10 protein-coding genes and 2 tRNA genes are annotated in these 14,215 nt (G+C 48.0%); 7 read left to right on the forward strand and 5 right to left on the reverse strand.

Translation table 11 applies throughout. The features are described 5' to 3' along the window. Positions 1 to 67: 67 nt before the first annotated feature. Both NSB28_RS04630 and NSB28_RS04635 read left to right on the forward strand, forming a co-directional pair. Positions 68 to 2,743, forward strand: a complete 2,676-nt coding sequence (locus NSB28_RS04630) for a DEAD/DEAH box helicase (RefSeq protein ID WP_109625400.1) — start codon at positions 68 to 70, stop codon at positions 2,741 to 2,743. Beyond that, complete coding sequence (locus NSB28_RS04635) at positions 2,712 to 4,883, forward strand: ATP-dependent helicase (protein WP_109625401.1); 2,172 nt, start codon at positions 2,712 to 2,714, stop codon at positions 4,881 to 4,883. Before NSB28_RS04630 ends, NSB28_RS04635 begins: the two co-directional genes overlap by 32 nt. A gap of 80 nt (positions 4,884 to 4,963) precedes the next feature. On the opposite strand, the gene NSB28_RS04640 is transcribed toward NSB28_RS04635, so the two are convergent. From NSB28_RS04640 to NSB28_RS04660, 5 genes are read right to left on the reverse strand one after another with little or no spacing between them, the layout of a single operon-like run. After that, the gene (locus NSB28_RS04640) at positions 4,964 to 5,398 is read right to left on the reverse strand and encodes a hypothetical protein (RefSeq protein WP_109625402.1); all 435 of its coding nucleotides are present in this window, start codon (positions 5,396 to 5,398) and stop codon (positions 4,964 to 4,966) included. Continuing rightward, on the reverse strand, positions 5,395 to 6,000 hold the full coding sequence (locus NSB28_RS04645; protein ID WP_109625403.1) for a GTP-binding protein: 606 nt from the start codon (positions 5,998 to 6,000) through the stop codon (positions 5,395 to 5,397). Before NSB28_RS04645 ends, NSB28_RS04640 begins: the two co-directional genes overlap by 4 nt. A 15-nt stretch (positions 6,001 to 6,015) precedes the next feature. Beyond that, positions 6,016 to 7,047: a uroporphyrinogen decarboxylase family protein gene (locus NSB28_RS04650; RefSeq protein WP_109625404.1), complete on the reverse strand. Its 1,032-nt coding sequence runs from the start codon at positions 7,045 to 7,047 to the stop codon at positions 6,016 to 6,018. Between the two features lie 11 nt (positions 7,048 to 7,058). Then, complete coding sequence (locus NSB28_RS04655) at positions 7,059 to 8,462, reverse strand: MFS transporter (RefSeq protein ID WP_109625405.1); 1,404 nt, start codon at positions 8,460 to 8,462, stop codon at positions 7,059 to 7,061. Between the two features lie 13 nt (positions 8,463 to 8,475). Further along, a complete protein-coding gene (locus NSB28_RS04660; RefSeq protein ID WP_109625406.1) occupies positions 8,476 to 9,537 on the reverse strand; it encodes a uroporphyrinogen decarboxylase family protein in 1,062 nt (353 codons plus the stop codon). A gap of 224 nt (positions 9,538 to 9,761) precedes the next feature. Between NSB28_RS04660 and NSB28_RS04665 the strand changes: the two genes are divergently transcribed. From NSB28_RS04665 to NSB28_RS04685, 5 genes are all read left to right on the forward strand, one after another. Beyond that, positions 9,762 to 11,282: a PucR family transcriptional regulator gene (locus NSB28_RS04665; protein ID WP_187374348.1), complete on the forward strand. Its 1,521-nt coding sequence runs from the start codon at positions 9,762 to 9,764 to the stop codon at positions 11,280 to 11,282. Next, a complete protein-coding gene (gene pepF, locus NSB28_RS04670; RefSeq protein WP_306812114.1) occupies positions 11,206 to 12,999 on the forward strand; it encodes an oligoendopeptidase F in 1,794 nt (597 codons plus the stop codon). Before NSB28_RS04665 ends, pepF begins: the two co-directional genes overlap by 77 nt. Positions 13,000 to 13,082: 83 nt before the next feature. Next, on the forward strand, positions 13,083 to 13,847 hold the full coding sequence (locus NSB28_RS04675; RefSeq protein ID WP_109625408.1) for a nitroreductase family protein: 765 nt from the start codon (positions 13,083 to 13,085) through the stop codon (positions 13,845 to 13,847). Positions 13,848 to 13,962: 115 nt separating this feature from the next. Next, a tRNA-Gly gene (locus NSB28_RS04680) sits at positions 13,963 to 14,034 on the forward strand. An 80-nt stretch (positions 14,035 to 14,114) separates the two neighbouring features. Then, positions 14,115 to 14,186: transfer RNA gene (locus NSB28_RS04685), tRNA-Gly, on the forward strand. The last annotated feature ends 29 nt before the right edge of the window (positions 14,187 to 14,215 follow it).

Raw genomic sequence — 14,215 nt, forward strand, 5'->3', positions numbered from 1 at the left:
ACATCCTTCCTGCTCTGAGTTAAAATTAGTACAAATGTTTGGCTGCACAGAAGATGGAGGAAAAAGGATGGAAAAACAGGATCTGATTATCTGTGACAGGACTATTCCGGCAAGGGAAGGCAGGTATGTGCCTTTCCCGGCAGGACTGAACAGGGATATTGCGGAATATCTGATATCCAGGGGTATTGAAAAGCTCTACTGCCATCAGGCGGAGATGTTTGAGGAGGCGTCAGAGGGTAAGAATGTGGTGATAACCACGCCTACAGCCAGCGGGAAGACTTTGGCCTTCCTGCTTCCTGTGCTGCAGGAGATACTGGCTGATCCCCTCACCAGGGCAGTCTTTATTTATCCGACAAAAGCTCTGGCAGGCGATCAGTACAGAGCGATGAAGCCCTGGATCGATTATTTCGGGGAGGGCAGGATAGAGGCCGGCGTCTATGATGGTGATACACCGGCCAGTGAGAGAAGCAGGATCAGACGGGGGGCAAATATTATCCTGACAAATCCGGAGATGCTTAATGGCTCCTTTCTGCCCAATCACAGCAAGTATGGCTTTGATTTTATTTTTTCGCATCTGAAATTTGTGGTGATCGACGAGCTGCACACTTACCGGGGGGCTTTTGGATCGCATCTGGCAAATGTTTTCCGCAGATTGTCCAGAATCTGCAGATATTACCACTCTATGCCGCAGTTTCTCTGCAGTTCGGCCACGATTGCAAATCCTGTGGAGCTGGCTGAGGGGATCTGTGGCAGGAGTTTTGTGAAGGTGGATGAGGATGGTTCGCCTGCATCGGCCAGAAGGTATATGCTTGTTCAGCCACCGAAGATCATGGGATCGGATAAGAACTATTATGGGCAGGTCCAGGCTGTGACAGTAGCGGCAGAGATGCTGCCGGGGCTTGTAGAAGCGGACAGAAGCTTCATCGCCTTTGCCAAATCCAGGAGGACCGTTGAGATCGTTCTTAAGGAGGCCAGAGACAGGCTGGAGGCTGCGGGATTTCTGGGAAGATCTGAGAGTGACAGGATATCAGGTTACAGAGGAGGATACACGCCCCAGGAGCGCAAAGAGATCGAGTCAAGGATGATAAGCGGCAGCCTGTGCGGGCTGGTTTCCACGAATGCACTTGAACTGGGGATTGATATCGGTAAGATCGACACTACCGTGCTGATCGGATATCCGGGAACAAGGGCTTCCTTCTGGCAGCAGACAGGGCGGGCCGGCAGAAATCTGAGGGAGTGCACGAATTACCTGATACTGGATAATCTGCCCTTTGACCAGTATATAGCGCTGGAACCGGGCTGGCTGTTTGATGGGAGCAGTGAGAACGCTGTAATAGATAAGAACAATCTTCTGATAGAGCTGGCTCATATCCGGGCCGCTGCTGCAGAGATTCCCCTTACCCTGGATGATATCTCATTATTTCCAGACCTGGGGGAGGCTATTCCTGTCCTCCTGGGAGCCGGGGAGCTGGCGGGACAGGGCGGCAAGTTTGCGTGGTCAGGCGGGGAATATCCGGCGGGGGACTACAGCCTGCGAAATATTGACAAGTCAAGATACAAGCTTTTGAATCAGGAGAACAGCAGAGTGATCACAGAGATGGATGAGATGCAGGCCTTCAGGGAGCTTCATGACGGGGCCGTCTATATGCATGATGGTGATTCTTATCAGATAGTCAGGCTGGAGCTGGAGACAAAAACTGCATTCGCACTTCCTTTTAACGGAAATTATTATACTGTGCCGGGAGGGGAGACAAATATCCAGGTCATACACTCTGACAGGCAGCAGGAGCTGGGCAGGGTGGAAATCCAGTTTGGTGATGTAAATGTGAATGATTATATCTATATGTATAAGAAGCTTCAGTTCCACAACCACCAGAATCTGGGATTTACCCAGCTGGAGAGGCCTTTGGCGAAGGAGTATGACACGGAGAGCACATGGATCAGGCTGCCTGCGGATGTCACCAGGACATTCCGCTCTTATCTTCAGAAGGGGCCGGACGGACAGAGCGTGAGGAATGACCATTTTGAGGGCTTGTGTTTTGCACTGCAGAATTCAGCCAGAATGGTGACAATGACAGAGCAGGATGATATTGGTGTGACTACCTCCAATCTTTCAACAGAACTGGCAGAATATTTTTCGGACAGTGTCTTTGTGTATATCTATGATAAATACGTGGGAGGCCTGGGATTTTCGGAAAAGATATACGAGCTTATGGAGGAAGTTATCAGTAATGCAGTTAAAATGGTGGGAGGTTGCAAGTGCCAGGATGGCTGTGCTGCCTGCGTGGGGGACTACAGGCTGGATAAGGGTCTCATCCTCTGGGGGCTTAAGAGTCTTTTGGTAGAAGCCGACCCGCCAAAAGGGATCAAAAAGGCCGCCTTCTCCCCGTCTACATTTACAGCCAAAAAGTTTAAATTCAGTGAGCTGCCTGACAGGTGGGGCGAGTTCTGCAGTTATGTAAAGGAAAATGGCGATCCATTTGCCGCATTTTTAAATTCAGTGCCGAGAGCTGCAGTGGACGGCAGCAGGCTTGTATTGTTTATGGACGGTATATTTTTCAGGGAGTGGGTGCAGGAAGAGAATAACCAGAGGGCGCTTAAGAATATTATCAGCTATTACGCAGAGGCGCCGGCGGGGCTGACTGTGTCCGTCCGGGCGGAGGAGTCCGGGGCAGATGCAGAAGGAAGAAAGGAAAAGCTGAGACGCAGATATGACAATCTCAAAAATAAAGGAACTGAATGAATACCAGAAGGCTGCTGTACAAAATGAGAGCAGGGCATGCCTTGTCAATGCAAATGTAGGGAGCGGCAAGACTACAGTCCTTATTGAAAAGATCCTGCACCTTCATAATAAAAAGAATATAAGATTGCAGGATATGGTAGTGCTCACATTCACAAATAAGGCGGCGGATGAGATCAGAGAGCGCCTGAAGGGTGAGACTGCAGAAAGCTCTGAGCCGGTGGGGTCAGATGAGCTCTGGGGGTTCGGCACCTTTCACAGCGTAGCTCTCAGACTTCTGAAAGAGAAGCTTTCAGTGGAAGAGCTGGGGTATACGAAGGATTTTTTTGTCATCGAGCCGGATGAAGAGCTGGAGATAGCCGAAAGCCTTATAAGTGAAAACAAACTGAAGATAAAGTATAAGAACAGGCTTAAAAAGCGGCTTGAGGAAGAAATGTCCGGCAGCAGCCAGGGAAGACGGAAAACGGGCCCTCAGGACGATCTTTCAGAACTGGCAGGCCTGCTTCGGGAGGAAAAGAGAAGGCAGGATAAGATGACCTTCCAGGACCTGCTGGCAAATGCATGCGCCCTGCTGAGGAAAGAGCGGCGAAAGCCCGCCTGGATCATCGTTGATGAAGTTCAGGACTGCGATGAATGGCAGCTGGAGATGATAGACTGCCTTATGGGAGAAAAGACCTGCCTGTTTGCAGTGGGAGACCCGAATCAGGTGATATACAGCTGGAGGGGCAGCGCCTTTCAGGTATTCTATACACTGAAGACAAAGTACCAGGCAGATGAGCTTTCCCTGCCTGTCAACTACAGGTCAGGAGGCATTATCCTGGAGGCGGCCAGGCGCTTTTTGCAGAGCAGCCAGGAGCTTACAGGCGTCAGGGAGGCAGGGGAAAAGATTGCCGTAAGGAACCATTACGATCCGTTTCAGGAGGCTGACTACCTGTCAGATAAGATTGCAGAGCTAAACAGCAGGGGTATTCCATACAGTGATATCGCGGTTTTTTACAGGCTGCAGAGCCAGTCCGGAATACTGGAAGATATGATGGCCAGAAAAGGGATCCCTTATGAGGTCTCATTGAAAAAGACTATTAAAGATATACCTGTTCTGAACTGGCTGGTAAAACTTCTGCGATTTTCTTTAAATCCCCGGGATGTGCAGGCAGGAGTCTGCGTTCTTTGTGACAGGGATTACGGAGCAGGTATCACTGTAAAAGAGGCGGACAGATATATCAGGGCAGGATTGGAGGAAGCAGCTGACCAGGGCTTAGACGGCCCGGTGTTGGCCGGGACGGGAGAAGAGAGGAAATTATCAGGAAAAGCGGGAATTCTTCTTAAGGCTATGCTTGGATTTAGGAACAGGTGGAAAGAGTACAGTAAAGCAGGACCGGAGGACTTTGCGGACAGAGTGATGGAATATTTTGACCTGGATACATATCTGCGGCCTTCCTTTGCCAGCTTTGCCGCCGACAGGGAATCGGTGCGGGAGCTGCTGAAGATCACAGGGGATTATATATGCGAAGAGGGGGCGGAGGAACTGGCAGGAATGGGTGAATTCCTCAATTCTTCAGCGCTCTATGGCATAAATATCTTAAAGAAGGAAATCCACAGTGAGACAGACAGCGTAAAGCTCATGACTCTTCATGCATCCAAAGGCCTGGAATTTTCATATGTCTTTATCATAGGAGTGAATTATGGACTGATCCCTCTCAGAACGAAAAGCTTTGAGGAGGAGGAAGAGGAGCGCAGGCTCTTTTTTGTGGGTATGACAAGAGCAAAGGACCATCTGGAGATCTCCTGGTATACAAGCCCTGGCCAGCCAAATGTCATGCCAGGCCCCGGCAGATATCTGAACATGATCCCTGCACATCTGAAAGAGGGGGGAGGTATTGGCCCCGGACAGGCTGCGGCCTCCGGTGAGGTGAGGCTTCAGGAATTAAAGAGAGAGATTTTGAAAAACAGGGAGAAAAAAGAGGAACCCAACATCAAAGAAGAGAGCAGCAAAGAGGAGAGCAGCAGCACGAAGCGCGTGTCCCACAAAAAATATGGCCCGGGCACCGTGGAAAAAGAGGATGACACTATGATCACGGTGTTATTTGATGATTACGGGAGAAAGGAATTTATGAAGATGTTTTCTGAACTGGAAAGTATATGATGCTGCTTCAGGAGTTTCAGCCATGGGATATAGAAAATATTTCTGTATCTCATGGCTGAAGTTATTTATGCAAGCCATAGTCAGGCCAGCTTTTGGAACATTGTTTTTATATGGGCCAGAAGCTCTTCTTCTGGAACCATGAATACAATGGCGGCGAGGCAGAGAGTGATGTCAGGAACCTGTGAAGATTTTCTGGTCACTTTTTCTTCTGTCACAGAATACATCTCGGCCCGGTGGATATCAAGAGATGCTTTGATATGTCCAATTATGCCGCCATGGGCGTTGATCTTAGATGCCAGCTCTTCAAGAAGCTCTGTGAGTCTTATCCCCAGCGCCTCTGCATCCATACATGTATGATACTGGGCGGAAACAATACATGCCCCATCCTGGAGATGTGAGGATATTGAAGGGTTTTTATTTTCAGTTTCGTGCCGGCATTCATTGCAGGCACATCCATCTTCATGTGTATGGGCATGTCCGCTGTGGTCATGTCCTGTATGGATATGGTCATTCATTCTTCCACCCCCAGTACCTTTTGCCAGATCCTGCTGTCTATTTTATCCAGAGCTGATGTGCGGATGATCTGTGCATCCTGATTCATTTCACGGAGTTCTGCCTCCATTTGGGACAGTGCGTCCTCTGATGCCAGATCTGTCTTGTTGATCAGGATAATGTCCGCCCTTTCCGCCTGGCCCTCCAGAAGAGCATGCATTGGTATGCGCAGGCGGCTCCAGCGGGAAGCATCTGTGACAGTGCAGATCCGGGAATACATCCCTATTCCGCCCGCCAGATTATCCTGGATCAGTTCGGGATAAGCAAGCCCTGTAGTTTCTATGACCAGCCAGTCAGGATGGCAGCTTTCTGCTATGCCGGCAGCTGCGGCCACCAGCTCTCCCGAGAGGGTGCAGCATGCGCAGCCATTGAAGAGATTCTCCACATTGAATCCATTCCCGCGCAGCAATTTATCATCAATTCCCTCTTTACCCACCTCGTTTTCCAGGATAACCACTTTATAAGCGGAATCGGAATCTGAGGAATCTGTCATATAGCGGGCCAGCTGCATCAGAAGAGAAGTCTTTCCCGAGCCGAGGAAACCGCCGAGAATTAAAACTTTCATTAATATCACATCCTACTATTTATAAAAGGAATCCCCATATTTGTATACTTCATCAAATAGGATCCCATTTTTGCGGATCATGTCCTGGTCATCCATGGCTCCCAGATATCCTCCGCACCAGCAGAAGCCGCCGCCTTTGGCATACATATCCATAGTGTCCCTCACAGACTGGCGTATTTCTTCTTCTGTGACGTCAGGGGCGCCCAGACGGTCTCTGGCATCCCAGCAGCCCATAAGTACGATCTTATTGCCGTACTTTTCTTTGATCCCCTTCAGGTCATTGCAGGTCTGGGCAGGATCCCAGGCATTGATGCCGATGGAGAGCCAGTCGTCGATCAGCCCCTCTGCCCTGCCGCAGTTGTGCATAGTCATGGGGATGCCTGCGTCACGTCCGAATTTGGCCTGCCGGTCGTGGAATGGGAGGACCAGGTCGCGGTACATCTGTTCAGATATAAACGGAGCCTGCCAGGCTGCTGTGTCGTCCATGAGTGTCAGCACATCAGGCTGGACATAGGGCATTATATTTCTTGTAACCTCTGTATAAAAGTCACACATATAATCAAAAAGTGCATAGACCTCCTCAGGCTCTTCATACATGGCGCACAGTCCTTCTGTGAACCCCATAAATGCCATAAGATTCTGGAAATATCCAAAATGGAGGTTTAGTGCGATGGCAGTGTCCTCTCTGTTTACGCCCATTTTGAAGAAGCCTTCCAGCTGCCTTTTTGCCATAGCCTCCCAGTCAATACCATCCAGGGAGGGGGCCTTGATGACATCGCGCCAGCGGCGGATGTCATCAAGAATGTAGTTGCCGGGTTCAGGGAGCAGAGCTCCGCCTGTTTCTTTGGTTGGGACAAAAGTAGTGCCCCAGACGTCTTTTCCGCCGCCCTTAAACCGGAAATCCGCCAGTATCTCAGGCTCCAGCATGCATGAAGTGCAGGGCCTTTCCATTCCGGGCATGGGGCCGAAGCTGTATACAGGGATCCAGTCAGGCTGTTCGCCCCGGAGAGTCTTCAGATAATTTGTTTTTTCTGTTGGTTTAGCCATTGCAGTACCTCCTATTTTCCGGCAGCTTTTTTGGCATTTTCAGCTGCATAGAATTCAGCATCTTTATCAGTGATCTTATATCCTGCCTGCATGATCAGAGCGCCAATGAGAACAAGCGCGGCGGGGATCAGCGAGAGAAGGATCATAAACTGGTTCTGGAAGGTCTCGGTGATCTCAATGCCATAGTGATAGCCTATAATGGACAGCCCGTAAGTGGCGATGGCGCCTCCGAGGGCCATACCGATCTTCATAGGAACAGAGTACATGGAGATGGCAATATCTCTTGTATCCTTTCCAGTCTTATAGAGATGATACTCCCCGCAGTCGATAAAATAATTAGCTCCAAAGCTGCTGAACAGATAGACGGCACCTCCGCCGATGGCTCCGATGATCATATAAAGGATCCAGTTGCCTCCGATGAAGTAGACAAAAGCGTAGGCGATACCGTATATCAGCAGGGCAGTGACAAAGGATTTCTTTTTGCCGAGTTTTCCGCCCAGCTTGGGAATGAACAGAGAGGCGGCAAAACCTGTGATCGTGCCTATTGTCATGGAGTAGCTCATCTTCATATAATCGCCCACGATATAGCTGAAGTAATAGGCGCCTAGGCCTGAGATGATATATAATCCTACATAATAGATTGTGTAAGCCATAAAGAGCACAAGCAGCTGTTTATTCTGTACAACAGATTTAATCATATCAGCCAGGGTGACTGTTGATCTGGGCGTGCCCCCATGGCCGGCTTTGCCTGAAGGGTCACATTCCTTACAAAGGTTTGATACCATCTGGCAACCGAAGATATAAGGGATAGCAAATATAACTGCTACTATCAGGTATGCAAATCCGCCGCCCACGATAGGTGTCAGCCAGGTTACGAGGGGGATCGTGAGGGCTGATGTGAGAAGCATGGCGACACACATAAACTGTGCTCCTCTGGTGCTCAGGCGGAAACGGTCTGTAAGGTTAGCCCCTGCCAGCGCAGGTCCAAGGCCGTAATATGCGTTTGTTGTAAAGCTCATTCCTACGTTGAGAAGGATATATCCGATAAAAGATACACCGATCCTAAATGCCATAGGCCAGCCCGAGGTGTCAAAGAATGAACATACGATCGCAAATACGATCACCCAGCGGAGAACGAGCAGCCAGGAACGGTATTTGCCCCAGGGCATGCGCACCTTTTCAATAATGCCTCCGCAGATGACTCCTATGACAAAATCAATGATACGGGCAACCAGCAGGGTAGTGGCAACTACAGCCGGGTCGATCATCAGCTGGTCTGTCATGAAAATGGTCAGATATGTCATCTGTATCATAGCGGCCAGTGATGAAGTGAAGAGATAAAAACCATATTTATTAACTTGTTTTCCGGTCAGATCGCCTTTTGGCATAGCCGGTTTAGCAGTCTTATCTGACATAATAACCCCTCCTTTATCTGCTTAAGACCTCGCGGCTGTAAGCATATAATTCTTCTTCTCCATTTACTTTTCTGTTCATGTTCATATCACCAAACCATGCGATATAACGTCCTGTGGCTCCCAATGTATCTACCTTGCGGCGGATCTCATCTATGAGCTCCTCATCAGTGAGGGACGGGTCTGGCAGGAACATGCTGGTCTGGCCAAGGCTGCTTCCGTATTTTTCCATAAGAGCCGTTTTATCATTGCAGGTGTCCTGGCCTTCCCAGAAATCAAAGCCTGCCTTGATGAAGTTTGGAAGCTGTACACCCACATTTCCGCAGGAGTGGAAATTGATGTACATGCCCTCTGCATGGATAGCGTCATTCATCCTCTTGTAGTGGGGGAGCAGTACTTCCTCAAAAGTGGAGGGCGACATAAATGCATTCTGCTGTGAGCCCATATCATCGTGGAAGGTGATACAGTCAGCATGATAATACTTTTTGGCTATCCTGATCAGATCAATGTGGAAATCACAGAGCTTTGTGTAGAATTCATTTAAGGCCTCCTGTTCTTCCAGGAGATAATAAAAGGTGTCCTCGAAGCTGGTCAGATCTGCCGTCCTTTCAAAAAAACCGTTTACGATCACAAAAAGAGTGGGACGGTCGGGATCCATGACAGCTTCATAATTTTTTTTGTAGTCCGCCTCCCAGTCGATGCTGCTCAGATCCGGCCATACAAGCTCTTCTTTCCATTTAGTAATGTCAGAAAGTCTCCTGGTCCCCGGTTCTACCATAGCAGCTGCGGAGAGCGGTTCGTATTTCCACTTGATCCCAAACCAGTCAGTTCCTCCATAGCTTCTGGCAGTGGCATCCGGCATGACTTCGGGCTGAAGGACATTGAAATCAGACCCCATATTTGGTACCCAGACCGGTTTTTCGCCCCGGCACATCCGGAAAAAGTTTTCTTTTGGCGTGATGGGAGTGTGGAACCTCCTTGTTGGGAAAGCTGGCATTCCATAGATGCCTGGGACCGCCTGACGGAATTCTACAGGAAATAATTCTTTTTCGCGGTCAAATGGATAAGCTGTTGTCATAATACATTCCTCCTGGATTTTAAATTTCCGAACTATTAATTGTATTAATTATAACTTTTCGGTTTTTTGTATACTACGTATAGTTGATACAAAAAAGAATTGAAAAAATCGGGCATAATTTGTACGATTTGTACTTCTAAGGAAAAGAGGATTGTGATAAAATGTTAAAGAATGGATCTGAACAATAAAATTTCTGTTGTATTTACATGAAGGAGCGACGTGAATTGAAATTAAGCATGTGGATGATTGCAAACCGCCTGTCTTCCCTGGACCTGGATCTGGATATCCGGGAGGAGGCAGGACCTGTATTGAAAAGTGCCAGGAGAGTTTATGCTACAAATTGTGTCCATGTATACCAGTCTGGAAAAGATGTGATATGCAACGGTGAGGGCGACTGTATCAGGATAAAAGATACAAGGATAACGGAAGCATTTGAGATTGTGCAGTGTGTGTTTGATTTTTATGAGGACTGGATGTCGGACATCATGGACCTTATAAAAGCAAAGAACTACCGGGAGCTGGTAAACAGCTGCTGGTCAGTCTTCCACAATCCAATGGTGTTATTTGACGGCAACTGCAGGGTCCTGGGGCTGAGTGAGCAGTATGCTGCGGATGATCTGGATGAAGAGTGGAGGTATCTGTCTACATATGGCTATACTTCTGTCAAGGCGATCGACTGCATGAAATATAACGGCCAGAATAAAGATTTTACAAAAATGGGGATGCAGAGGTTTGAGTTTGATGAGGGGCTTATGTACCCGGGGATCACTTACAGCCTCTATTTTCAGGATGTGCTCTGCGGAAGGATCAATCTGCTTGAAAAAGAGAGGCGGCTGAATAAAGGCGATTATCAGATCCTGGAGCTGCTGGCTGACCTTTTAAAGACAGGGATGATGGAGCATGAGGCAGGATATCTTGTGAGCATGAATGAGAACCTGTTTTACAGCCTTTTAGACGGGGGAAAAGTGGACGAGAGCCAGATGAAGATACAGCTGGACTATCACCACTGGGATCCTCTGGATGTGTTTCAGCTGTATCTGATAGAAATGGGGGAAGAACAGAAGGATAAGATGGCGATCCTGGCCCATACTATATTGCAGCAGCTTCCGTCCTGCTGTATAATACAGAGGTTTCCTGAAATAGTCGTCATATGTGACGTGACGAAATATAATGGGAAAGACGCGAAGCAGACTCTCAGGCTGCTGGCAGGAGAGAGCGGCGTCCACGTATCCTGCGGAATACAGAGCAAAGGAATCTATAATGTACATTACCTGCTCAATCAGGCCAGAGCAGCCATCACTTACGGCAGAATGCAGAATCCTGATGAGGTATTTTACCCTTTCTACAGACATGCCATGGATTACATTATAGAGTCGTCCAGCCTGGAGGACAGTGTCATGGCCTGCCATGCGGATGTGAGGGAGCTGTGGAGAAGAAAGCAGCAGGGGGATGATATGTTTGAGACGCTGAAGTGTTATCTGAACAATGAAAGATCTCTTGTGAATACTGCCCAGGCCATGTATCTGCACCGCAATACCCTTGTCTACAGGGTGAGAAAATTGACAGAGTTTTTAAATGATGAGCTCAATGATGTCTATTCCAGAGACTATATGAAGCTTTCGATCAGGACGCTTGAGCTCTATGAATGGAAAATGAAAAGGAGATATGATGGAAAAAATATTGAAACGGGAAGAAGCAAAGACGGAGGATACATGGGCTCTGGAGGATCTGTATCCCTCTGTTGAAACATTCAGGGCGGACGCAGCCAGGTTAGAGGAACTGTACAGGGCTTTTGAAGGATATAAAGGAAAGCTGGGTGAAGGCGGGGCCTTATTTCTGAAGATGCTGGATGACTACTGCGAAATGAACCAGCTCTTTGAAAGGCTGTATGTATACGCAAATCAGAAGCTGCATGAGGACCTGGGAAACAGTGAGTCGCAGCAGCTGGCAGGGGAGACGCAGGTAATGATGAACATCCTGAACGGCGCCTCTGCATTTATGGTTCCTGAGATCCTCAGCCTTCCGGCAGAGAAGCTGGAGGAGTATTTTCAGGAGGAGGCAGGACTGTCAAAATACAGGTGTTTTCTGGATGATATCATGAGGCAGAAAGCCCATACGCTTCCGCTGGCCATGGAGGAGCTGCTTGCAAGGGCTGATGAGCTGGGACAGGGGCCGTCCAATATCTACTCCATGTTTAATAACGCTGATATCAGATTCGAAGACGTGAGAAATGATAAGGGCGAGGTTATGCCGCTGACACAGGGCAGATATATCATGTATCTGGAGAGCGCCGACAGAGAGCTGAGGAAGCAGGCCTTCCAGAACCTGTATAAGAGCTATTCAGGTTTTCAGAACACTATGGGAGCGCTCTTTGACGCAAACGCCAGACAGGCTGATTTTTTTGCTAAAGAGAAGAAATATGCAAATGCCCTGGAAGCAGCCCTGGATGCCTCAAATGTGCCTCTTTCTGTATATGAGAAGCTGATAGAAAGCGTACACAGGCACCAGCCTGTGCTGCACCGTTATATGCGTCTGAGAAAAAGGGTGCTGGGTGTGGAAGAACTTCACATGTACGATATGTATGTGCCCATAGCCAGACAGGCAGATAAGAAGTTCACGTTTGGGGAAGCAAAGGATATGGTTTTAAAAGCTCTGGAGCCCCTTGGAAGTGATTATGGGGACAGGCTGAGAGAAGGCTTTGAGGGCCGCTGGATCGATGTATATGAGAATCAGGGGAAGAGAACAGGCGCTTATTCCTGGGGCGCTTACGGTGTCCATCCGTATGTGCTGCTCAATTACCAGGGGAATTTGAATAATGTCTTCACACTTGCCCATGAGATGGGGCATGCCCTGCATTCCTACTATTCTGACGAGGCCCAGCCATATATATATGCAGGATACAAGATATTTGTGGCGGAGGTGGCGTCTACCTGCAATGAAGCCCTGATGATCGACTATTGTATAAAGAATGCAGAAAGCATGGAAGAGAAAGCTTATTTTATCAATTACTTTCTGGAACAGGTCAGAACCACTCTGTTCAGGCAGACAATGTTTGCGGAGTTTGAAAAAGCCGCCCACAGTGTGGTAGAGAAGGGAGGAACACTGAATGCCCAGGTTCTCTGCGATACCTATTATAATATGAATAAGAATTATTTTGGGGAAGATGTGGTGTGTGACGACGAGATCAGGTATGAGTGGGAGAGGATACCGCATTTTTATACACCGTTTTATGTGTATCAGTATGCCACGGGATTTTCAGCTGCTGTGGCAATTAGCAGAAAGATCCTGGCCCATGAACCGGGGATCGTGGAGAAGTATAAGGAATTTTTGAGCGGCGGCTCTTCCAGGGATCCCATCGAGCTTCTGAAAATCTGCGGTGTGGATATGACATCTCCCCAGCCGGTGGATGATGCCCTCAGGATGTTTGGGGATTATCTTGGTGAACTGGAGCGTTTGGTTTAGGCTGAAAGAAAAAAAGAATAGCACTGGAAAAACGCCGTACTGTATGTTACAATAGTGTTACAAAATAGTTAAAGGTGATAAAGATGACTTTATATGAAGCGATATATGTACGGCGTTCTATCCGGTCATTCAGGATGGAGCCTGTCACTGATGATATATTAAAAGGGATCATGGATCTGGTGGCGGAGATGACACCTCTGTTTCCCCAGATAAAGTTCAGGGTTGACATTGTAGACTGTCTGAGCAGGAAGGGGAAGGTAGGAGGAGTCTTCACTAAGACGGCCCCTTATTATCTGGCTGTATTTTCAGAGCCTAAAGAAAAATATGATATGAATGCCGGCTATGTGATGCAGCAGATATCCCTCTATCTCACTACAAAAGGAGTGGGGACCTGCTTTCAGGGCATGGGAAAGATGAAGGAGAGTCCGGCGGACGGGATGAAGTTTGTCATGCTGATGGCCTTCGGGCTTCCCAAGGGCGCTCTCATACGCCACGAATATGAGGCAAAACGGCTCAGCCTGGAGGAGCTTTGTGTGTACAAAGAGAGGCCCAGGACATGGGTAAAGGAAATGCTGGAGGCTGCCAGGCTTGCGCCTTCCAGTTTTAACAGCCAGCCGTGGAGATTCGTTGTGTACGAAAACAGGGTGCATGTATTTTCGAAGAATCCTACCACAACAGCCAGCAAGAAGGGAAAATTCAATGAATTCAACTTCGGGGTGATGCTGGGGAATGTGATGGTGGCTGCGGAAGAGATATGGGTTGATCTGGACTTGATCAAGCTCAATAATATTACCCATAAATCAATTCCCAACAACCAGTATATGCTGAGTATTTTACTTAAAGCGTAAACAACAGAAAAAATTTAAAATAAAAATTGAAAAAAAGTATTGACAAAATAAAGTGTTTGAGGTATAGTATCTATTGTCTTTGTGAGATAGAAAATATCCCGAAAGACAGAGAGATGCACGAGTGGCTCAGTGGTGGAGTATCGCCTTGCCAAGGCGAGGGTCGCGGGTTCGAATCCCGTCTCGTGCTTTTGCAACAAATGTGTTGACAAAATAAATAATATAGTGTATAGTATTTTGTATCGCAGTAATACATAATATATACAGCATGCACGAGTGGCTCAGTGGTGGAGTATCGCCTTGCCAAGGCGAGGGTCGCGGGTTCGAATCCCGTCTCGTGCTTTTTTTGTACCTAAAATTCAAATTCTTTT

The organism is Murimonas intestini, from assembly GCF_024622195.1.
Taxonomy (GTDB): Bacteria; Bacillota; Clostridia; order Lachnospirales; family Lachnospiraceae; genus Murimonas; species Murimonas intestini.

Bases quoted from the DNA above. Each gene is read 5' to 3' on its own strand.
- NSB28_RS04645 (WP_109625403.1), bottom strand. From the start codon at position 6,000: ATGAAAGTTTTAATTCTCGGCGGTTTCCTCGGCTCGGGAAAGACTTCT.
- NSB28_RS04675 (WP_109625408.1), top strand. From the start codon at position 13,083: ATGACTTTATATGAAGCGATATATGTACGGCGTTCTATCCGGTCATTC.
- NSB28_RS04630 (WP_109625400.1), top strand. From the start codon at position 68: ATGGAAAAACAGGATCTGATTATCTGTGACAGGACTATTCCGGCAAGG.
- NSB28_RS04635 (WP_109625401.1), top strand. From the start codon at position 2,712: ATGACAATCTCAAAAATAAAGGAACTGAATGAATACCAGAAGGCTGCT.
- pepF (WP_306812114.1), top strand. From the start codon at position 11,206: ATGGAAAAAATATTGAAACGGGAAGAAGCAAAGACGGAGGATACATGG.
- NSB28_RS04650 (WP_109625404.1), bottom strand. From the start codon at position 7,047: ATGGCTAAACCAACAGAAAAAACAAATTATCTGAAGACTCTCCGGGGC.
- NSB28_RS04640 (WP_109625402.1), bottom strand. From the start codon at position 5,398: ATGAATGACCATATCCATACAGGACATGACCACAGCGGACATGCCCAT.
- NSB28_RS04660 (WP_109625406.1), bottom strand. From the start codon at position 9,537: ATGACAACAGCTTATCCATTTGACCGCGAAAAAGAATTATTTCCTGTA.
- NSB28_RS04655 (WP_109625405.1), bottom strand. From the start codon at position 8,462: ATGTCAGATAAGACTGCTAAACCGGCTATGCCAAAAGGCGATCTGACC.